This is a genomic window from Serratia sp. PF-27, assembly GCF_030053255.1.
Classification (GTDB): Bacteria; Pseudomonadota; Gammaproteobacteria; order Enterobacterales; family Enterobacteriaceae; genus Serratia; species Serratia bockelmannii.
Map to the genome: position 1 here is coordinate 412,978 of NZ_JASGBT010000015.1, position 19,888 is coordinate 432,865.

The following is a 19,888-nucleotide window of genomic DNA, read 5'->3' on the forward strand; positions in this document are numbered from 1 at the left end:
CCGGACTGACTGCATGGCATCTAATCATCAACACAAAGACTGGCTGGAACTGCGGCGCGATGACGAAACCGGCATCGAAAGCGTCAATGCCCACTTTCAGGGGCATGCCTACGATCCCCACGATCATGACGAAATGCTGGTGGGCGTGACGCAGCAAGGTTTACAACGTTTCAACTGTCATCGTTCCTTGCATACCAGCCGGCCGGGACGTGCCATGCTGATCGAGCCGGGCGCGGTGCACGATGGTCATGCGCCGCAGGCCGAAGGGTTTACCTATGCCATGCTTTATCTGCCGCAGCATTGGGTTTCCGATGCGATGAACCGCCGCGGATTAGGGGACGTTTCTGTGCTGGAAGGCGCCTTCCACAGCACGTTGACCGACGATCCGATGCTGGCGACCGCGATACAACAGGCTTTTTTTGCGTTGCATCAGGGGGAAGGCCGGCTGGCGCGCGATCAAAGCCTGGATCAACTGCTGACGCTTTTGGCGCGGCATATTCGCGTCAGGCCGACTTCCCAAAGCGATGATGCTTTGATTGTGATGAATCGCTTACGAGACTACCTGCACGAGCACATGGCGGGTAACCCCAGCCTGGATGAACTTGCGCTTCAGTGCGGCCTGGACCGCTTCCGCCTGACTCGCCAGTTCACCCGGGCCTTCGGCCAGTCGCCGCATGCTTACCTGGTCCGGCTGAGGCTGCGGGCTGCACGCTTGTTGTTGGCGCAGGGGGAAGAACCGGCGCAGGTCGCGATGCAGGTGGGCTTTGCCGATCAGAGCCACTTGGGCCGCTGGTTCCAGCGCGCCTACCGTTTATCGCCGGCGGCCTATCAACGTCAGTGCACAAACGTTCTATACCGCTGATTCGCCCATCGCCGATGATGCGCTTTTATTTTAAGAGCACAACGGAGTAGAGCGAAACATGTTTGATACCAAGATAGCGTTTATCGTACGCGACGATCTGCAGACCTGGCAGCGGCTGAATGTGGTGGCCTTTCTGGCGACGGGCATCGCCGCCGCCGCCCCGGAAATCATCGGCGAGTGTTATGTGGATGCGCAAGGCAGACGCTACGGCGGCATTTCCGGGCAGCCGATGCTGATTTTTGCCGCGGATCTGCCGGGCCTGCAAAATGTGCATCGCAAAGGGCTGGAGCGGGAATTGACGTTGGTTCCCTATGTGCACGCCATGTTTGCGACCGGGCACGATGCAGCCAACCGGCAGGTTTTTCTCGCTGAAGACGCGGACAATCTGGATTTGGTCGGCCTGGCGCTGCGCGGGCCGAAGAAAGCGGTGGATAAGGCGATAAAAGGCCTGACGCTCCACGCCTGAGAATGTCTTTGCCTGGTTTACCGAGTGGACGCGCGAAACGCTCGCGCATGTCCAGGAGGGTGACGCGTTTCCGATACGGCGCTTACGCCTGGAACGTTTGCAGCCAGGCGGCGAATTGGCTCACGACCTCATCGTCCCGATCGCGCAGCAGCAGGGAATAAACGCCGGTTCGGATAGTCAACGCTGGGAAAGGCGACACCAGCCGGCCAGACGACAGATGTTTGGCGCAGAACAGGTAAGGCACGACGGCCAGTCCCAGGCCGTCTTCGGCCGCCTGAATGGCGGCGAAGGTATGGTCGAGCGTCAGCGGCGGCGGCGAGGCGTCCAGCGCCGTCGGATAGGTATTCAACCAACTGTGCCATAAATCCTCACGGGCGCGGATGCGAATGGCGGTATGCTCGGCCAGATTGTCTGGCGCGCTGATCGGCATGGTGCGCAAATAGCTCTGGCTGCAGACCAGCAGGCTGTCTTCCTGCAAAAAAGGGATCGCTTTCAGTCCGGAGAAGTGCGCGGGATCGCGCCGGATCGCCAGGTCAAACGGCATATTGCGATCGACGGCCCCAGTGGCGGTGGTGATATCAATCGCGACCTCCGGATGAATCTCGTTGAACACTGCCAATTTCGGCATCAGCCAGTGCATGGTGAACGTCGGCAGGCTGTGTACCACCAGCCGCTGCCGGCCGGCGCTCGCTTTCAGTGCGCTTTCCGCCGAAAACAATTCGCTTATCACTCGGGACGCAGTGCGGGAAAAATTCTCGCCGGCCTGCGTCAGCCGCACGGACTTGTGTCCGCGATAAAACAGTTTGAGCTCCAGCTGTTCTTCCAGGCTGCGGATGTGGCGACTGACCGCGCCGGTGGTGATAAACAGCTCATCCGCAGCGGCGCTGAAGCTGCCGAGACGGGCGGCGGCTTCGAAAGCGGACAGGTGCGGCAGGGAGTGAATTTTTTTCATAGGTTGAGTCTAGCTCAACCAAGTGAGGGAGGAAAGATCGTTTGTCAGCCGTTGATTTTGCTCACTATGATGAGGCATCTCCTTCTGATTGCTGAGTTTATGATGCGGATCTTTTGGCTATCGGTCATGCGTGTTAATGGCGTTATCCTCACCCTGAGGTTGACAGGGAGGCGCCCCTGAGATGCGAGCTTTCTTTTTGCTTTGCGTGAGCCGGGCCGGCCTCTGCCTGGGCACCATGATGTTCGCCGGCGCGCTGCCGACCATCAGAAGCGAGTGGCAGCTCGACGCCGCCTCCGCCGGTACAGTGCAAACGGTGTTCAGCCTGACCAACGCCCTGGCGTTGCTGGTGGCTTCCTGGTGGTGTGATTCGCTGGGCGCGCGTCGGGTGTATCTGCTGTTTTCCTGGCTGGGTGCCGGTGCGCTGATGCTGTTCGCCGTGTTTGCCCATTCGTATATCGGCGCACTGGTGTTGATGGCCTTCGTCGGCCTGACGCAGGGCGGCGCCTATACGCCGGCGCTGCTGTTAGCGATGGGGATGAACGGCCCGGCCCGACGCGGTTACGCCATCGGCATGATCCTGGCGGCCAGTTCGTTGGGGTATTTTCTGTCGGTTTTCATCGCCGGTTGGAGCGCCATGCGCTGGGGCGCCGGCGTGGCGTTTGCCCTGTGCGCCGCCGGTGCGCTACTGGGGGCGCTGGCGGGTTCGTTGGCCCTGGTCGGTTATCAGGAACCGCAACCGCGCACGCTGGGGAGGAAGACGAAACGAGAAAGCTATGCTATCACCTATGCGACCCTGCTGTTGCTGATCGGGTATATCGCTCACAGCTGGGAACTGCTCGGTAACTGGGCCTGGGCACCCAGCCTGGTCAGCGAGGCGTTGAGCGGTTTCTCTCTGGATCCGCTCAGCGCCGGATTGATCGCCGCGGCGGTGATCCACCTGGCCGGCATGATCGCCACGCTGATTGTCGGCACCGTTTCCGACTATTTCAATCGTGCCTCGGTGCTGACGTTTGTGGGCGCCGCCGGTGCGTTGGGATCGCTGCTGATGGGGTGGTCGGCGAACTGGGGGCCGGGCTGGACGCTGCTGTTCGTCAGCATCGGCAGTTTCTTTATTCTTGGCGACTCCGGCGTGCTGTCAGCGGCGATGGCGGACAACGTGCCGCCGCAACAGCTCGGCAGCGTGATGGGCTGGCGATCGTTGCTGGGGTTCGGCATCGGGTCGTTCGCCCCGTTATCCTTTGGCATCGTGATGGATACCACCCAGAGCTGGGGCACGTCTTATGCCGTGTTGGCCTGCGGCGGCGGGGTAGCCTGCCTGGCGGCAGGATTGCTTTGGCGACAACACTTGAAATGAGGTTCGGACATCATTAAATGAATGGAACATCATCACGCATGGTTATCGTGGGCGCCGGGATTGTCGGCGCATCGATCGCCTATCATCTCGCGCGCCAAGGGCAGCACGTTATCGTGGTTGAGCAGGCGCATCCCGCGGCGGGAGCCACAGGCCGCTCGTTCGGCTGGATCAGCGAAGGCGTACCTGAGGGCGCGCCCGACGCGTTTCTGCGGCGCGAGATCGTCGCTGACTGGATACGCCTGGCGCAGGAGATCCCGGATCTCTGGGTGAATTGGTCCGGCGCGCTCAGCTATGGCCAGGCGCCGGCGACGCAAAACCCCGATAATCGGCTTTTGCCCTCCGCCGAGGTGACCGCGCTGGAACCGGGGCTCAGGCAGCCCGATAGCCAAGCCTATTTTGCGGCGCGTGACGGCGCCGTCGATCCGCAAGAAGTGACGCAGAGGTTGCTCGAATGCGTTCGCGCGTGGGGAGGGGAGTTGCTTCTGGGGCGAACCGTCACCGGATTTTTGCGTGAAGACGGGCAGATAGTCGGCATCGTTACCGAGGCAGGCGCGATTGTCGCCGATCGGGTGGTGCTCGCCTGCGGTACGGGGATCTCGGCGCTTTTGGACGACAGCGGATTCTCGCTGCCGATCGAGGCGTCGCCGGCCATTTTGTTGCGCTATCACGCGGCGGCGCAGGTGGTGAACACGCTGATTGCGGGCGACGACATCGAAGTGCGTCATGCGCAAAATGGCGATCTGCTGGCGGCGGAGGATGACCCTGCGCACGGCGATGAAAACCGCGTGGAAGGCGAAGCGCAATCGGCGATTGAAGGGCGCCTGTCAGGCACGGCGCCCTTGCAACTGCAGGCGTGTTCGGTGGGGATGCGCCCCCGGCCGCGCGACGGTTATCCCATCATCGGGCCGCTGGGCGCCACCTGCCTCTATGTGGCAGTGATGCACCCGGCCGTGATGTGCGCGCCGACGCTTGGCCGGTTGGTCGGCGACGAGCTGCTGCATGGCGTCAATCCCGCTATTCCGCACGCTTATCGCCCGGCGCGATTTATTAATGATGGGGTGTGAAGGGGGAGACCATCGCGATCTCCGGCAGACGGCGCCTTGGTCTCGCCGTTCAGGTTTTCCGACTACGGATCAGCACCGTAATACGCTCAACCCTGCAGCGGTTTTTTGCGCCGTCGGCGAGGCTCTTATATATTTAGTAGCATGCCTGAGGCAGGTTAGGCATGAAACGGCGGTCGATCTGGCCGCTGCAAGTACGACAGTTAATCCGTTCGCCAAGAGGCTGCGAGCCGGTGCTTTCGGTAGGGACAGCCGCCAATCGTTTTTACGGCGACCGAAGGCGGAGCAGCTACTCACAGGTCACGAGGACACTTACCATGCATAAGAGAACACTGGCGTCACTGCATTACGAAAACATGCCTTACGATGGGGTACACTTTCACATTTTGAAACGGGAGACGCCTGGCCATACGGCGTTGCTGAAGCTGGATGCGGGCAGCCAACAACCGGCGCGTTTTCATCCGGGCTGGGTGAAACTGATGGTGCTGAGCGGTGAACTGAAGGTTGACGATCAGACGTTGCAACCCCATGAGATGTTAATCATTCCTGCCAAGACCGCCTATACGGTACAGGCCATCACGGAAGTGATTTGTCTGGCGATTTCCGAGCTGGACGGCGCCGAGTTGGCCCGTTGACGAGATAACCATTCTGGATGGAGGAGAGCCTAGGCGCTCTCCCTATCCCTTTAGCATTAAGCCGCCCCCCAGGCTGAGCTACCTGCTGATTGATGCGCATACCTCCTGATTTAAGCCACCGCGCTTTCCCTTTCCATCACTTTCGGCCGCGTCGCCCCCGCAACGAGCCGCCATTGCGCAGCGCATGCGCAACGTCATCGCCTTCGTTTTAAGCAGAACGATGAAATTTTGGTGTAAATAGTGAGTTTCTTCGCATAAGGCCCCTGGTGTGGCTTGCGAGAACGTCACTATATGGAGGATCATGCGGCCTCTCTATCAAATAAAAGACATTCGCGTTATCAAAAGGGACAAACGACCATGGGATTCGACGTCGACAACGCCGAAACGAAACGCATCGACCTCAGCAGCCACGAAAACTCTGCGTTCGAGGTGACGGGGCTGGTGAAACACTACCCGGCGGGCTTTGTCATTCCTTACCACTCGCATAAACGCTGCCATTTGCTCTATTCGCAACAGGGTGTTATGGCGGTCGAGGCGAGCTGCGGACGCTGGATCGTACCGCCTACCACCGCAGTCTGGCTGCGGCCGGGGGTAGAACATCAGCTGGTCATGCAGAGCAACATTTGCGTTTACGGGATTTTTGTTGATGAATTCACCGCCGCGCGGTTGCCGTTGCGCGACGGCGTCTTGCAGGTGTCGCCGCTGCTGCGCGAGCTGATCGCCCAATTGGCGACGCTGGCGCCCGAGGGCGAGGAGACCAAACGCCACGCGTTGCTCAGATCATTGTTCCTCGAGGAACTGAGCCTGCAGCCGCAGCTGGCGCTGCATCTCCCTTGGCCGATGGAAGCGAGAATGGCTGACATTTGCCGGCAGTTGGTCATCACGCCGGCCGACGATCGCGGCATTGAGATCTGGGCGGATTCATTGTCGATCAGCGCGAAAACCTTCCAGCGTCACTTCACCCAACAAACCGGCATCACCTTTGGTCAGTGGAAACAGCGTCTACGGCTGTTGTCGTCCATCCCGCTGCTGCTGGCGGGCAACTCGATCATCCACGCCGCCTTCGAAAGCGGTTATGAGAGCCACAGCGCCTATTCGGTGGCATTCAAAAAACTGTTTGGCGTTTCGCCTTCGCGCTTTACGCTATAGCCTTATGGCATAGCGCGCTTCTCCTATAGATTGAAGCAACCTAATGACGTATAAAGCAAAGCAGTCAACCTCCGAGGCCGCCTCCCGTGATAAAAATTGTCGTGTATCTGATTATCGCCGTGACGATCGCCATTATTGCGGCAAGAGTCATCTTTCGTTTGCCGGATATTTCGCAGCGTCTGCCGCAGGCGGCATTGCCGGCGGATCCTACCGCGCTATTGCCGGCGCGGGCCGCCGAACAGATGGCGGCACATTCCGGCCTGAGCGGCGTGGTGCCGCTGGTCAGCGGCCACGATGCGTTCGCCAGCCGCCTGGCGCTGGCGCGGATGGCGGAAAGGTCTATCGACGCTCAGTACTACATCTGGCATAACGACACCTCCGGGCAGATCCTGCTGAAAACCCTGTATGACGCGGCCCAACGTGGGGTGCGCGTGCGGCTGCTGCTGGACGATAACGGCGTCGCCATGGATGAGACGCTGGCGGCGCTGAACGCCCAGGAAAACGTCGAGATCCGTCTGTTCAATCCGTCCACCGTACGTACGCCGAAGCTGGCCGGTTACGCCTTCGACTTTATGCGCATGAACCGGCGCATGCATAACAAGTCCTACATCGTCGACGGCGCCGTGGCGATCATCGGCGGCCGCAACATCGGCGACGAGTATTTTCAGGTCGGTGACGAAAACTATTTCCTCGATCTCGACGTGTTGAGCGTCGGCAACGTGGTGGCGGAGACCGCCGAGGTCTTCGATCGCTACTGGAACAGCGCCTCGGTGTTCGGCGTTGAGCAGATTATTCGGGGAAAAGGCGATCTTTCCGCCTTCCTGACGCAGGCCGCCGCCATCGAAACCAGCGAGCGCGCCCGTAAACTGGCGGTGCAGCTGGAAACCAGCGCGGTGCGCTTTCGCGATGGCGCCGTACAGCCGGAATTCACCCAGGTAGAGCTGGTGGCCGACGATCCGGCGAAAGGGTTGGGCAAGGCTTCGCGCGATCGTTTGATGGTGACGCAACTGGGTAAGATCATCGGCGGCGTCAGCCAGCAATTGGATCTGGTCTCCGCCTATTTCGTGCCGGGGCGAGAAGGGGCGACTTTCTTTGAATCGCTTGCCAAACAGGGGAAATCCATTCGCGTGCTGACCAACGCGATGAACACCACCGACGTGCTGGTGGTGCATGCGGGCTACGCCAAATACCGACGTGAGCTGCTGCAGGCGGGCGTCGAACTGTTCGAGCTGAAGCTGCGCGCCGGTCAACCGTCCGGGCGCAAGGAGCTCAAGCCGCTGGGGCTGTCCGGCGCGGCGCTGCATGCCAAAACCTTCGCCATCGACGATAAGCGGGTGTTTATCGGATCGTTCAATTTCGATCCGCGCTCGGCGCACCTGAACTGCGAAATGGGATTCTTGATCGACAGCCCGGCGCTGGCGGCCGACACCCGCCAACTGTTTGATGGCCCGCTCGAATACGCCGCCTATCGGCCGGTACTGACACCCGAAGGCAACATGGTATGGAACGAAGCCTTCGAAGACGGTCACACCGAGGTGCACCAGCAGGAACCCGGCGCCGGCTGGGTAAAACGCATCGTTCTCACCGTGGCCGGCTGGCTGCCTATCGAGTGGATGCTGTAACGCCGGCGAATGCCGCCGCCACTCGATAACCCAAACGTGGCGAAAGTGATCGCCACACTCCGAGAGATTTACACGCCGAAGTGACAGGACGGACCCCGCCACGTTAACTCCGGCGATATGCGGTGGCTAAGCCTGACTAGCGCCCCTCCCGAGTTGCGGCTAACAAGGCTTGTAACGAGGGCGCTTCGATCAGATTCTCGATACAGGCCATCAGCCGTCGCGCGTTATTCCTCAATCCATGATTCGGCGACTGCTCACAACAGCGAAGAAATTTATCCCGAATATCCTGCATATCCGCCGGGTTCTCCGGCCAGCCGCGGCCGAATTCGGCTTCGAGCCGCAGCGTATCACCTTGTTCCGGCGTGATATGAAGTTCGAAGCGGTCAAACCGTTCAAAGGCGTGTTGTTCATGAACCTCGATACGCTGCGCTAGCGCAACGACCGTAGGTTCTGTCGCGAAGGCCGCACTGAATTCGAGAGCGCTGGCTTGGCCGCGCAGCAGCGCGTTAGCGATGATGTAACGCGCGCTGAATTGCGCATCGATTTCGGCCGTTTTCTGCGGCTCGTATGGCGCACCGCACACCATGCGCATGGTCGGTGATGCATGCAGCGTGATCTTCGCTCGTTCGGGATCGGGCAATTGCCGGTGTGGCCCGTCGTTCAAGAGCGTTTCTGTCAACGCCAGCAGAATGCTGCAATGTGGGTATAGCTTGAAGCAGGTCGCTTCTTCCCCCAGAAAGGCAATGCCCAATTGGTGGGTCAGCATCCCCAGATCGGGTTCGCCCGGCGCATAGAGATTGAAAAAACCGTTCTCGCCGCTCAGGACGCGTTTGGGGCCGCTTATCCCCGCCTGAGCCATCAAAACGGCTTCCAGCGCATGGCGCGCCACCAATCCCTGGCTGATGCGCACCGCCAGCGTCTTGTCCTGATAGTGTTGGAAGGTGCCGATGCCGAAATCGAACGCCAGACCTATGGCGTCGGCGAAAGCTTGTTGATCCAGGCGCAGCAAGCGGGCGGCGATCGCTGCGCCTGAAAACAGGCCAAGGATATTTGAGTCGAATCCGCGGTAGAAAAAGCCGTTCGCCTGCGCAGCAAGGTTGATGCGTTGTGCGAAGTCCTGGCCGACGGCCAATGCCGCCAACATATCCAATCCGGAAGCGCCCGACAGTTCCGCCGCAGCCAGCGCGACTGGAATATCCGAAGAGCTGGGATGCCAGCCGGGGGAGAGAACGTCGCAATAGTCGAGCGCGCGGGCTCGCACGGCGTTGACGAACGCCGCCTGCGGCGCGGCGAGGCGTTCTTCACTGCCGATAATGCTGGCCTCGGCGTTGCCGCTCCAGCGTCTGGCCAGCGAGAGCGCCGCGTCGACGCCGCTTTGGTCATAACCTGCGGCGAGACAGCCAAGATTATCCATCAGTCGTTTGCATTGGAATGCCAGGACAGCGGGGGGAACCATGCACGCATCTATCTGTGAGGCGAAAGCGATCAATTCCTCGATCGGGTCGACCGATAATTTTGTCATGTTTATTCCTCGTTCAGTCGTTCAGCGGACTTGCTCAGCAGGGCGTTTTCAGCCTGTGAATGCAGACGGAAACGCGGATGCAGCATGATCAGCAGCCATACGGTCATCGCGATGCTGAGCAATCCGGCCCAAAACATAGCGATCCCGAAACCGTCGGCGAAGGCGCTGTGCGTCAGATCTTGCAGGCGATTCGCGCCCACCGCGTCCACGGCCGTCTGCTGTTGCTCTATCACCGCTACCCGGGCGATTTCGGCAGCCTGTTCCACCCCCTGCGTGTGCAACGCCGCTGTTAAAGTCGTGACCGCTTGCATGCTCATCAATGTGCCCAGCAGCGCGATGCCCAGCGTCATGCCGGTTTGTCGCAGCGCGTTCATCGTTGCCGATGCCATCCCAGATCGTTGCGGCGCGACGGTGCGCATCACCAGCGCGCTGGTCGCCGGCATCGACAACCCCATGCCGAAGCCGAGTAGCGCCAAATACAGCGCCACCAGGGGGTAAGACGAGTCGGCGTGCAGCTGCGTCAGCAACAGCAGGGCAATGCCCATCAGACCATAGCCGGCGATCATCAGCGAGTTCACACTCAGTTTGGCGGACAGGCGGCCAAAACCCGAAGCGGCCAGCGCCATGGCGAGAAACTCCGGTGCCATGCGCCAACCGGTGTCCGCGGGGCTCCAACCCTGAGCCTGTTGCAGAAATAACGAGACGAAGAAGACGCTGCTGTAAGCGGAGAATCCAAGCACGAAAGAGGCGAAGTTGTAGCCGGTAAAGTCGGCGTGACGAAATAGACTCAGTTGCAGCAAGGGGCGTTTGACCCGGGTTTCCACCCAGAGAAACAGCGCAAACAGCACCAGGGCGGCGTACAGCGGAAGGCGCGACTGCAAGCTGTGCCAGCCGAACTCACCGGCGGCAATCAGCCCATAGGTCAGCGCGCCGAGCCACAAGATGCTCAGCCCTTGCCCTAGCGGATCGAGCGCAGCGTGTTCCGGATGCGAGCTCTCTCTCAATCCCCAACCGCCCAATACCAGCGCGACGATCCCGACCGGAATGTTGATCCAGAAAATGCCCGGCCAACCAGTGGTGTGTACCAGCAGGCCGCCCAAAACCGGGCCGATCACCAACGAAAGCGCATTAACCGAGGACCAAATGCCGATCGCGCGGGTCCGCAGCTGTTCTTCCGGAAACGCGTGTGTCAGCAGGGACAGCGCACCCGGGATGACGGCTGCACCGGCGATACCCTGGATCACTCGACCGGTCAGCAGCATGCCGAGGCTGGTCGCGAATGCGCAAACGATCGAACCAACGGTAAACAGGGCGACGCCGAAGAGCCAAATGCGTTTACGGCCAAACCTGTCGCCCAGCGGGCCGGACGAAAGGATTAACGCGGAGAGACATAGGGCATAAGCGTCAACGACCCACTGCAAGCCCGACATGTCGGTTTGCAGTGATTCCAGCATCGTGGGCAGTGCCACATTGACGATGCTGATATCGAGCGACGCCATAAATGTACCCAGACAGATGGCGGCAACGAGCGAAATCCTGCGCATACCGGACATAGAGGGGCTCCTTATTGAGAGAGGGTGATAGTGAAAACTATTCTCACATTATATTATGACTGACCGTCGGTCAATTGAGTGTGAATATTGATTTCACTGCGCTAGGTCGGCTGGTCAATGGCAACAACATTGGTTACGATGGCCGCTGGATCCACACTGGACGTTGATATGAAGACAAAAGAAAAGATGAAAGAAACACAGCCTCGAACCAAACCGGCAGAAGTGCGCCTGGATGAATTGATGGATGCGGCACAGAAGCTGTTTATCGAAAAAGGATTTGAAGCGACCACCATCAGCGATATTGTCCGTGACGCCAACGTCGCCAAAGGGACGTTCTACCACTATTTTCCGTCCAAAAACGAAATGTTGTCCGCTTTACGTATACGGTTCACTAATCACTTTATCGAGAAAATTCAGCTGGCTATCGATGAATGTGCACAAGATGACTGGTTGGCGCGCCTAAGAGCCTGGTGTGATGCCGGCGTGGCGACCTATTTTGAAGGTATGGAATTGCACGATGCGCTGTATCACGATCATCATTATCATACCCGGGGCAATCAGGATCGTGATGCCGTGCTGGAACAGATCCTGACGATTTTAAACGATGGCGCCGCGGCGGGCGCCTGGAGTCTGGATAATCCGCACTTGACCGCCATCCTGATGTATCACGGCATGCACGGCGCCGTGGATGACGTCATGGTCAATCCCAACGCCGATCGTCAAGGACTGGGGGCGGCGCTGGCGCAGGAGTTCATGCGTTTGCTGGGGTGTCGCTGATCGTTCACGGCTCCGCATCGAGCGATACCCAGTAACCGGGCTGATACGGAATGGGAAGAAAACGCGCGAAAAGCTCCGCAAATGTCGCTTCGGGATCGACGCCGGCGAACAGCGACGGATGAAACCAGGTGGCCAGCCGCTCGATAGCGACGAAATTAAAGGGATGATCGTAAAACGGGTGCCAGATGGCATACGCTTTTCCGCTCTTTGCCGCGGCCAGGGTGCGATAAGCCGGGCGTCGCATCAATTTTTCCAGGCGCGTTTTTGCCAGCGCCAAATCTGCGCCGGGGCCAAGGTTGACCCAGTCACCGCTAGGTGAATAATGACTCCAGTTGCTGCCGGTCACAACGATTTTATCGGGCCGGGAAGCGATCACCGTTTCCTGGCTCAGTGAACCGTAAACGCCGTGGATATGCCTCTGGGCCAAGTTGAATCCGCCTGCGATATTCACCATTTCACCGTAGTTGCCATTTCCCCAAGACAGACAACAATCGTCGTACAACCCGGCGGCGCGCTCCATCATTACGCGTGGGCGCGGCGGAGACCGTTTTGCCAGCGTATCGAGGATCGTATCGAGATGTCGCTGACGGAAGCGAACCAAGCTGTCTGCGCTTTGCGGATTATCAAACAGCTGTCCCATGATGGCGATGCTTCTGGCGCTGTTGTTCATCAGGCCGATGCTCATATCGACAAATACCACGGGGATATTGGCCGCCGTGAGCTTAGCCATCAAACCGCTCGCTTCCAGCGCCGAGCGAGTATTCGCATTGAGCAACATGACTTCGGGCCGCAAGGCGATCAACCTTTCCAGATCGAATTGCATCTGCTGCACCCCGGCGAATGTCGGCAACTGCGCCAACTCTGGAAAATGACGCAGATACAGCCGATAGCTATCCAGGTCGGCGGTGCGAAAATTGTCTCGCCAGCCCACCAGTCTTTCCATCGGCGCGCGGGGATTAAGCGCCGCAACGGTATAAAACAGATTGCCTTCCGCCAGGAAAATACGCCGCAGGGGATAACGTAAGGTCACCGTTCGCCCGACGATATCGGTCACGGTCTGCGTATCGGCCTGCGCGCGCAGAGATCGCAACGGCGAGGAAAGCGTCAGCAAAGTGGCGACCTGCAGAAAACGCCGTCTGCGCATCAGAAATACCAACTTATCGAACCGGTGACGCTGCGTTCGATGCCGATGCTGCAGTAAGGCGCACTGGTGCAACTGGCGACATAAGATTTGTTGGTCAGGTTGTTGATGGTCAACCCCAATTCGAGGTTATACAGGCGCGGGTCCCAGGCACCCGGCGTATAGCGAACGGTCATATCGCCGAGCCAAACGGCAGGCACTTTAAAGGTGTTGGCGCCATCTCCCCAGCTGGCCCCCAGGTAGCGAGCGCCGCCGCCGATCAGCAGCCCCTGCAGCGGCCCTTTAGTAAAGCGATAGTCCAGCCACATTGAGCCGGTTTGCGCCGGAACACCGACCGGATGTCGCCCCAGGGTGTTATCGTTGGCTTGAGTCACGACGTTGTTGACCCAGGCATAGGACAGCATCAGGTTAAGGCTATCGGTCAGCGCCGCACGCGATTCCAGCTCCACGCCGCGAGAACGTACTTCACCAGTCTGGGTGTAATAGCTGGGATTGAGGGGATCGATGGTGTTCACATCGCGCTGCGTTAGTTGGTAGACCGCCAGGCTGGTCATCATTGCGCTGCCGGGCGGCTGCAGTTTCAATCCCATCTCATACTGAGTGGAATGGGTGGGTTTGAACGGTGAGCCCTGAGCGTCGGTGCCGGTCAGCGGATCGAAGGCGGTAGAGACGCTGGCCCACGGCGCCAGGCCGCTGTCGAACGGGTGGCTCAATCCGGCACGATAGCTCCAGGCGGCGTCATTGGTTTGCGTTTGGGTATGGACCAGATTGTCACTGGTACGCATACGCGACCAGTCATGACGGCCGCCCAACAGCAAATGCCATCCGCGCCAGCTGGCTTCGTCCTGCCCGTATAAACCGGTGCGGTGAAAACGTTGCGTTGTCGACGTGCGTGAAACCGGAACAGGATCGAATGAAGGGCGGTATTGACCGGACCAAGGATCGAACGTCACGGTTTGCGATCCCCACCAGTCTTTATCCAGTTTACCGGTCTGGTAGTCGATGCCGACCAACCCTTGGTGGGCGATGGCGCCGGTAGCGAATTTCACCTCGGCCTGGTTATCCATCACGATGCTGTCCGCCTGACTCGGGGAATCTTGGTAGACCGCCGTCAAAAGGCGGTTGTCCGGCGTGATGGCGCGGGTAAAATCGCGTTGCACCGCAGAGTCTACATGGGAATAGCGTAGGTTTTGCTTTAATCGCCAGCGATCGTTCAACTGCACTTCAAACAGTGAGGTCACATCATATTGCGTGCGGCTTGAGTTCTCGTGCGCCGGATCGCTGTAATTTTTATCGGTATCTATCTTGCCGCGCGCGTTGGGCAACAGCCCCAGAACCTGGGCGGGCAAGGTGTTGTAATAGCCCGACTCGGGTTCACGCAAATAGTGAGTCAGCACGGTCCAGCGCGTGCGTTCGTTGGGCTGCCAGGTGATGGCGGGGGCCAGATAGAGACGCTTCTGCCGGGTATCTTCTATCTGCGAGCCGCGCGTGGCTGCCAGGCCATCGAAACGATACAACCACTGTTCGTCATCGGTCAGTGCGCCGGTGGCATCGAGACTGAGGGAACGCGTACGGTCGTTGCCGACATCCAATTTAAGCTGATTCGACTCGGTAGCGGAAGGCCGCCGGGAAATCATATTGATTACGCCTCCGGCACCGCCCTGGCCGTATAACGAGGAGGAGGGGCCATGCAAGACTTCGACGCTTTGCAACCCCCAGGTTTCAATCTGTGGCCCCCAAATGCCGGTATTGCCGATGACGCGTAAACCATCCAGATAGTAGTCCGCCTCAAAGCCGCGCATTCTGGCGAAGTCCACGCCGCTGGAAAATGCACCGAAGCGTTCTACGGCAACGCCGGCGCTGTAGCGCAGCGCCTGACTGACCGTATCGGCTGATTGCACGTCCATTTGCTGTCGATTAACCACCGAGACGAATTGCGGCACGTCGACAAGCGGCGAACGGGTTTTGGTTGCCACCTCCGCTTGTTGGGCCGCGTAGCCCTGTGGAACGTTGCCCGAGGACGAACCGTCAGCTACCACCCATATCGACTCTTCGCCTGCCGCCAGAGTCAGGCAAGGCACCATGCCCAAAAAAAACGGGCAAAGATAAGCGTGCCGCAAATGAAATTCGTTGAATTTATTCAAAAATAATCCCTCTTCAAGTAAGAGTCTCGCTGTGGGGCGGGAGCCTGGCCATCTCAGGCAAGCGTTAAAATACCCATTGACCGACTGACGGTCAATATGAATAATTATCAATACCATTTAACGATTGGATAACATTATGAAGACTCTGGATGATTTATTGGCGCTGTTAGCGGAGGTGGGCGTACCTGAAGACGTACTGCAAGCGGCGGATGGCAGCTGGCAACTGCGCCAGGATTTAGCGCTCAGTTCGGCGGAAACCGTGGCGTTGCAGGCTCTGTTGAAGGCCCGCCGCGTCGATGCGCCCTCGCTGTGGGGAGGACAAGACTATTCATTAGATCAGCTTATTTCTGAAATGTTATAAGCAACTATGAAAAAAACATTGTTTATAACCTTATGTTTAAAAACAAATTTACGGCAAAATGGCCCGCATGAAACATAAGATATACAAATAATTAACCCCAAAGTAATTGACTGACGGTCGGTCGTGGTGTTTGATGGCGACCAGAAAATGAAGTGTTTTTGAGTCCATTTTGCTTTTCATTGTGAGCCAATACAGAAGTAACGGCGCCGCCTGACCGAGGTGCCGAAAGCTGTTTGTTTAACGAATTGTGATTGAGAAAGATAACAGTCAAACAGTGAGTTAACTCATTATGGAGTCGCTATGGTTAGTGTTGGGGATTCAATCAATCAACGTTTATTAAAGGCCCTTCAACAACATGGACAGCGCCCGGCGCTTTTTGAACGCGGGGAGATTTACAGTTACGACTGGCTGAACGGTGCGGTCGCTTCAGCCGCCTTGAAGTTGCGCCAATTAGGCGTGCAAAAAGGCGATCGGATCGCGTATCAATTGCGCAATACCCGTGAAGCGGTTGTCGTCATGCTCTCTTCGTTGATGCTCGGTGCGATCCCGGTGCCGATATTACCTTCTTATCGTGAAAAAGAGCTAAGGCACATTCTGCATCTGACCGCGCCGAAAGTATTTGCCTTGCAGCGCGGTTCCCGTCGCTATAACCCACTTGCCGCTCTGCAGACGCTGTTGACGGAAGGTCTCAATATCGATGTGATACTGGTCGAAGATTACGACGACGCCGGGCACGATACTCGCTACCTGAACTTACAACAGTTCTGTTCACCCCTGGTGCCTTCGCCGCCACTTCACGCCGTCACCATGACGCCGTCGGATACCGCCGTCATGTTGCTTTCGAGCGGCACCACCGGTTTGCCCAAGGCGATCGCCCGCAAGAATGGCGGTTACAGTTATATGATCGAATGCGGCTGTGACGTGTTTGCTCTGGACAGCCAGTCGGTCTATTTCGCTGCGATGCCGGTTTCACATGGATTCGTCATCAATTGCCCCGGCATACTGGGTACGCTTTCTCGCGGCGGCGCTGTGGCGCTCGCCGATGCGCCCTCGGCGGAAACGGCGTTGGACGCGATCGAGCGATGCGGCGTGACGCATACCACGCTGGTGCCTGCGCTGCTGTCGCAATGGAGCGAACTGCAGCAAAAAACGCCGCGCAACCTGGCAACGTTGTGGCATGTCCAGGTGGGAGGGGCCAGAGTGACGCCAGAGCTGGCGGCCTCCTCGTCCCGCAGTCTCGGCATTACCCTGCAGCAATGTTATGGCATGAGCGAAGGGCTACTGTGTTTTAACGCGGTTGACGATGACGATGCGGTGCGGTTCAGCTCTCAGGGTCGGCCTTTGAGTCCCTATGATGAAGTGCTGATCGTCGATGAAAATGGCTGTTCTTTGCCCGTGGGTAAATCAGGTGAACTGATCACCCGCGGCCCTTATACGCTCACCGAATACTACCAAAATCCCCAGGCGAATCTTGCCGCATTTACCGCTGACGGTTTTTACCGCACCGGCGATCTGGCGCATGTCGATGCCGCAGGCAATATTTTCATCGATGGGCGCGTCAACGATTCGATTAACCGCGGGGGAGAAAAATTCAGTCCGAACGAGATAGAAGAACTGGCAGAACAACATCCTGCCGTGGTGCGAGCCGCTTGCGTGGGCATGGCGGACGATCTGTACGGTGAGGTGCCGTGTCTGTTTGTCACCAGTACGGATGACACGCTAACCCTCAGCGCATTGCGCCGTTTCTTTGAGAAAGAAGGGCTGGCGGCGTTCAAGGCACCGGAAAAATTGATCGTCATCGACGCCATCCCCATGAAAGGCATCGGCAAGATAGATCGCCTGACGCTGCGCGATATGCTGCGCCAGGAGCAGTCCGTCAGAAACACGGCGGGGTTGAACTCATGACGCAATTGCGCACTTCTCTCGGCTGCGCGGTGAGACTCAGCCGCCCGCGCAGTTCGCCGGTCACCAAACAATTGGTGGTCTTTCCGCATGCCGGCGGCGGCGTTGCGTTCTACCAGCACTGGCGAGAGCTGCTGCCGGACGAGGTGGATCTGTTCATCATGCAATATCCCGGCCGGGAAGAAGCGCAAAGCGCGCCGGCCTGGGAAACGGCTCAGTACGCCATTGCGCGCTGCGTCGATGCGCTGCATGCCTCGCTGGGCATCGCACCGGCGGTGATTTTCGGTCACAGCATGGGCACGCTGCTTGCCCTGCAGGTTGCCGCGGCGCTGCAAACGTCGCGCTTTCGCATCGACACCGTTTTGTCGGCCCAGCGCGCGCCGTCAGAACTGAAATTACTCCAGCAGGAAAGCCAGCGACAAAAAGTGTTGGACCACATCCTGGCATTCAGTGAAAGCAGCGGCGCGTTGACGCTGGATGCGCTCACTCGCCCGCTTGTCACCCGATTGATACAGCAAGACCTACGGCTGCTGGGCGAACTCAGCGCAGAACCGTTGCCCGGCCTGCAGCCGCGCATTTGGGGCGGCGACGACGACCCGTTGGTTAGCCGCTCCGCGCTGTCGCAGTGGAAAAAAGAACTCCCTGGCAGCCAGGTTCAACTCCTTACGGGCGATCACTTTTATTTCATGCAGGATACCGCTGCATTTCTCCGCCGGCTGCTTCAGTAACGCTGGCTTATTTGTCAACCTATGGCTTTAAAGGAACCTCTGATGAATTTTGAGCTGTTTAACCCACAGGATTGCGCACCGGATACGGAGAAAGCCTTTACTCTGTTCCCCCAGTTGAAAAAATTCTATGCGGCGTTAGGTAACACCCCGCTGGTTGAAGTGCCCTCGCCAAAGGGGAAGGCGTCGATTTACGCCAAGTTTGAGTTTGAAAATCCGTTTGGCTCGGTGAAGGATCGCACCGCATTCGGCCTGTTTTGCGATGCCATCAATCAACACGATTTCGCCGCCGGCGAATTGAAATTGCTCGATTCCTCGGGGGGCAATATGGCGAAAGCGCTGGCTAAGCTCGGCAACATGTGCGGGATAGCGGTGCAGGTGGTGATCCCGGATTCATCCCCGCAACCGTTGATCGACACGCTGAAGGGGGACAACGCCGTCGTTACCCTGGTCGATCGCAATCAGTTCCTGCTCGGCGTCATTGCACGCAGCCAGCAGATTGCGCATGAAGATGGGAGTTGGACGCTGTTATCCCAGCATCTCAACCTGGTTAATACCGCCGTACATCAGCATGCGACGGGCGCGGAGATCCGTCGGCAGTTGAACGGCGAGCGTGTCGATGGTTGGGTGTCCGCGGTAGGGACTGGAGGCACACTGTCTGGCGTTGCGGCGGCGCTACGTCAGGATAACCCACAGCTGATCGTGTGGGGCAGCACGCCGCGCGAACTGCCTTACGGTACGTTGTCCGCCCCGAACGGAGAACCGAAGTTCGCCGGTGCCGGCGGGTTGGGATTTGGTTTTCGCCAGCCTTTCATCAGTAAGCTGATGCAGCAAGAACCGCCTTTCAATCCGGTTTCTTATCGGGAAGCACTCAGTGCGATGCATGAGTTCCATCAACTGACCGGCGTCAAAATCGGTGCCTCCTCCGCCGCCAACTGGAAAACGGCCTGTAAGCTGGCTGAAACGTTGAGTGCAGATCAACGCATTGTCACGCTTTTTGCCGACGCGGGTTCCGATATCGACCGAGAAAAAGGGCGTGAGTGGTTCAAACAATCTGAAGCCTTATCGGTTTAACAACACCTCAAAGGAATATTTTATGGAAATTATACAGGGCAATAATAATGTATTGTCTGAGTTAATTACGCTTGGCGATTATGTTCGGGAATTAATCGGTTCCGGCAAAAGCACTGCGGAAATTGAACGTGTTCTGGCATCGAAAGACGGCTATAAAAATGTCACGATCCTTTCCGTTATAGAAATGGCCAATATTACCTTCAAAGCGAAAACGAACAATGCGCCTAACGTGGGTGATGCCAATTCACACACTGACCTGCTGGTGGATCAGCAAGGGCGTGATATCGGCACGATGAAGGGCCAGGGGTGGAAAATCGCGTCACTGCCTGACGACAGCGTGATTTCCTGGTATCACGAAACCGCTGAAACGCCGCTGGGACGGATCGAAACCGCCGGCATTTGGAACTCCAGCGCCATTTGGGCAGGACAATGGCAATCGCTGTTCGCTGCCGGCGTTAGCGGGGATGTCATGGGGAAAATCGGCGTTCGTCAGCTTTATCAGGATATTCCGCGAGAAAAATATCTGACGCTGATCGTTCTGTTGCCGTTGGATCAGATTAAAAGCTTAATTAAAAAATAATTCTACCA

18 protein-coding genes are annotated in these 19,888 nt (G+C 58.1%); 13 read left to right on the forward strand and 5 right to left on the reverse strand.

Features of this window, described 5'->3' with window-relative positions; translation table 11 throughout:
* Nucleotides 1-13 precede the first annotated feature (13 nt).
* Complete coding sequence (locus QMZ29_RS06880; protein WP_043137364.1) at nt 14-862, forward strand: AraC family transcriptional regulator; 849 nt, start codon at nt 14-16, stop codon at nt 860-862.
* Nucleotides 863-920: 58 nt separating this feature from the next.
* A complete protein-coding gene (locus tag QMZ29_RS06885; RefSeq protein ID WP_025302837.1) occupies nt 921-1,328 on the forward strand; it encodes a DUF2000 family protein in 408 nt (135 codons plus the stop codon).
* 82 nt (nt 1,329-1,410) lie between these two features.
* Here QMZ29_RS06885 and QMZ29_RS06890 read toward each other — a convergent pair whose 3' ends face one another.
* Nucleotides 1,411-2,280: a LysR substrate-binding domain-containing protein gene (locus QMZ29_RS06890; RefSeq protein ID WP_261424477.1), complete on the reverse strand. Its 870-nt coding sequence runs from the start codon at nt 2,278-2,280 to the stop codon at nt 1,411-1,413.
* A gap of 181 nt (nt 2,281-2,461) precedes the next feature.
* Here QMZ29_RS06890 and QMZ29_RS06895 point away from each other — a divergent pair, with 181 nt between their 5' ends.
* The 5 genes from QMZ29_RS06895 to QMZ29_RS06915 all read left to right on the forward strand — a co-directional run bounded on the left by QMZ29_RS06895 (nt 2,462) and on the right by QMZ29_RS06915 (nt 8,101).
* Nucleotides 2,462-3,634 (forward strand): MFS transporter, encoded by a 1,173-nt coding sequence (locus QMZ29_RS06895; RefSeq protein WP_225735576.1) that lies wholly within the window; start codon nt 2,462-2,464, stop codon nt 3,632-3,634.
* Between the two features lie 17 nt (nt 3,635-3,651).
* The gene (locus QMZ29_RS06900; RefSeq protein ID WP_261424480.1) at nt 3,652-4,698 is read left to right on the forward strand and encodes an NAD(P)/FAD-dependent oxidoreductase; all 1,047 of its coding nucleotides are present in this window, start codon (nt 3,652-3,654) and stop codon (nt 4,696-4,698) included.
* 314 nt (nt 4,699-5,012) lie between these two features.
* Nucleotides 5,013-5,330: a cupin domain-containing protein gene (locus QMZ29_RS06905; protein ID WP_025302841.1), complete on the forward strand. Its 318-nt coding sequence runs from the start codon at nt 5,013-5,015 to the stop codon at nt 5,328-5,330.
* A gap of 357 nt (nt 5,331-5,687) precedes the next feature.
* The gene (locus tag QMZ29_RS06910; RefSeq protein ID WP_049207608.1) at nt 5,688-6,479 is read left to right on the forward strand and encodes an AraC family transcriptional regulator; all 792 of its coding nucleotides are present in this window, start codon (nt 5,688-5,690) and stop codon (nt 6,477-6,479) included.
* Nucleotides 6,480-6,565: 86 nt separating this feature from the next.
* Entirely contained in the window at nt 6,566-8,101 is a 1,536-nt protein-coding gene (locus tag QMZ29_RS06915; protein WP_261424482.1) for a phospholipase D family protein, read from the forward strand.
* Between the two features lie 136 nt (nt 8,102-8,237).
* Here the strand turns inward: QMZ29_RS06915 and QMZ29_RS06920 are convergent, their stop codons facing one another.
* Nucleotides 8,238-9,623 (reverse strand): MmgE/PrpD family protein, encoded by a 1,386-nt coding sequence (locus QMZ29_RS06920; RefSeq protein WP_060433064.1) that lies wholly within the window; start codon nt 9,621-9,623, stop codon nt 8,238-8,240.
* A gap of 2 nt (nt 9,624-9,625) precedes the next feature.
* The gene (locus tag QMZ29_RS06925; protein WP_060433065.1) at nt 9,626-11,176 is read right to left on the reverse strand and encodes an MFS transporter; all 1,551 of its coding nucleotides are present in this window, start codon (nt 11,174-11,176) and stop codon (nt 9,626-9,628) included.
* 117 nt (nt 11,177-11,293) lie between these two features.
* Between QMZ29_RS06925 and QMZ29_RS06930 the strand changes: the two genes are divergently transcribed.
* Nucleotides 11,294-11,953: a TetR/AcrR family transcriptional regulator gene (locus tag QMZ29_RS06930; protein WP_230201386.1), complete on the forward strand. Its 660-nt coding sequence runs from the start codon at nt 11,294-11,296 to the stop codon at nt 11,951-11,953.
* A 4-nt stretch (nt 11,954-11,957) separates the two neighbouring features.
* On the opposite strand, the gene QMZ29_RS06935 is transcribed toward QMZ29_RS06930, so the two are convergent.
* Both QMZ29_RS06935 and QMZ29_RS06940 read right to left on the reverse strand, forming a co-directional pair.
* A complete protein-coding gene (locus tag QMZ29_RS06935) occupies nt 11,958-13,064 on the reverse strand; it encodes an ABC transporter substrate-binding protein (protein ID WP_282981282.1) in 1,107 nt (368 codons plus the stop codon).
* A 32-nt stretch (nt 13,065-13,096) separates the two neighbouring features.
* The gene (locus tag QMZ29_RS06940) at nt 13,097-15,238 is read right to left on the reverse strand and encodes a TonB-dependent siderophore receptor (protein ID WP_173888810.1); all 2,142 of its coding nucleotides are present in this window, start codon (nt 15,236-15,238) and stop codon (nt 13,097-13,099) included.
* A gap of 136 nt (nt 15,239-15,374) precedes the next feature.
* On the opposite strand from QMZ29_RS06940, the gene QMZ29_RS06945 reads away from it, so the two are divergent.
* The 5 genes from QMZ29_RS06945 (at nt 15,375) to QMZ29_RS06965 (ending at nt 19,880) form a co-directional block, all read left to right on the forward strand.
* Nucleotides 15,375-15,599 (forward strand): hypothetical protein, encoded by a 225-nt coding sequence (locus QMZ29_RS06945; RefSeq protein ID WP_060433068.1) that lies wholly within the window; start codon nt 15,375-15,377, stop codon nt 15,597-15,599.
* 300 nt (nt 15,600-15,899) lie between these two features.
* On the forward strand, nt 15,900-17,504 hold the full coding sequence (locus QMZ29_RS06950) for an AMP-binding protein (protein ID WP_060433069.1): 1,605 nt from the start codon (nt 15,900-15,902) through the stop codon (nt 17,502-17,504).
* Nucleotides 17,501-18,229: a thioesterase II family protein gene (locus QMZ29_RS06955; RefSeq protein WP_060433070.1), complete on the forward strand. Its 729-nt coding sequence runs from the start codon at nt 17,501-17,503 to the stop codon at nt 18,227-18,229. The genes QMZ29_RS06950 and QMZ29_RS06955 overlap by 4 nt, the downstream gene beginning before the upstream one ends.
* A 42-nt stretch (nt 18,230-18,271) precedes the next feature.
* Nucleotides 18,272-19,300, forward strand: a complete 1,029-nt coding sequence (locus QMZ29_RS06960) for a PLP-dependent cysteine synthase family protein (RefSeq protein ID WP_060433071.1) — start codon at nt 18,272-18,274, stop codon at nt 19,298-19,300.
* A gap of 22 nt (nt 19,301-19,322) precedes the next feature.
* Nucleotides 19,323-19,880 (forward strand): allene oxide cyclase barrel-like domain-containing protein, encoded by a 558-nt coding sequence (locus tag QMZ29_RS06965; protein ID WP_060433072.1) that lies wholly within the window; start codon nt 19,323-19,325, stop codon nt 19,878-19,880.
* Nucleotides 19,881-19,888 lie beyond the last annotated feature (8 nt).

Excerpts from the sequence above, each read along its gene's own strand:
- QMZ29_RS06905 (WP_025302841.1), top strand. The coding sequence starts at position 5,013 with ATGCATAAGAGAACACTGGCGTCACTGCATTACGAAAACATGCCTTAC.
- QMZ29_RS06955 (WP_060433070.1), top strand. The coding sequence starts at position 17,501 with ATGACGCAATTGCGCACTTCTCTCGGCTGCGCGGTGAGACTCAGCCGC.
- QMZ29_RS06950 (WP_060433069.1), top strand. The coding sequence starts at position 15,900 with ATGGTTAGTGTTGGGGATTCAATCAATCAACGTTTATTAAAGGCCCTT.
- QMZ29_RS06885 (WP_025302837.1), top strand. The coding sequence starts at position 921 with ATGTTTGATACCAAGATAGCGTTTATCGTACGCGACGATCTGCAGACC.
- QMZ29_RS06925 (WP_060433065.1), bottom strand. The coding sequence starts at position 11,176 with ATGTCCGGTATGCGCAGGATTTCGCTCGTTGCCGCCATCTGTCTGGGT.
- QMZ29_RS06895 (WP_225735576.1), top strand. The coding sequence starts at position 2,462 with ATGCGAGCTTTCTTTTTGCTTTGCGTGAGCCGGGCCGGCCTCTGCCTG.
- QMZ29_RS06880 (WP_043137364.1), top strand. The coding sequence starts at position 14 with ATGGCATCTAATCATCAACACAAAGACTGGCTGGAACTGCGGCGCGAT.
- QMZ29_RS06960 (WP_060433071.1), top strand. The coding sequence starts at position 18,272 with ATGAATTTTGAGCTGTTTAACCCACAGGATTGCGCACCGGATACGGAG.
- QMZ29_RS06910 (WP_049207608.1), top strand. The coding sequence starts at position 5,688 with ATGGGATTCGACGTCGACAACGCCGAAACGAAACGCATCGACCTCAGC.
- QMZ29_RS06930 (WP_230201386.1), top strand. The coding sequence starts at position 11,294 with ATGGCAACAACATTGGTTACGATGGCCGCTGGATCCACACTGGACGTT.
- QMZ29_RS06920 (WP_060433064.1), bottom strand. The coding sequence starts at position 9,623 with ATGACAAAATTATCGGTCGACCCGATCGAGGAATTGATCGCTTTCGCC.
- QMZ29_RS06965 (WP_060433072.1), top strand. The coding sequence starts at position 19,323 with ATGGAAATTATACAGGGCAATAATAATGTATTGTCTGAGTTAATTACG.
- QMZ29_RS06945 (WP_060433068.1), top strand. The coding sequence starts at position 15,375 with ATGAAGACTCTGGATGATTTATTGGCGCTGTTAGCGGAGGTGGGCGTA.
- QMZ29_RS06900 (WP_261424480.1), top strand. The coding sequence starts at position 3,652 with ATGAATGGAACATCATCACGCATGGTTATCGTGGGCGCCGGGATTGTC.
- QMZ29_RS06890 (WP_261424477.1), bottom strand. The coding sequence starts at position 2,280 with ATGAAAAAAATTCACTCCCTGCCGCACCTGTCCGCTTTCGAAGCCGCC.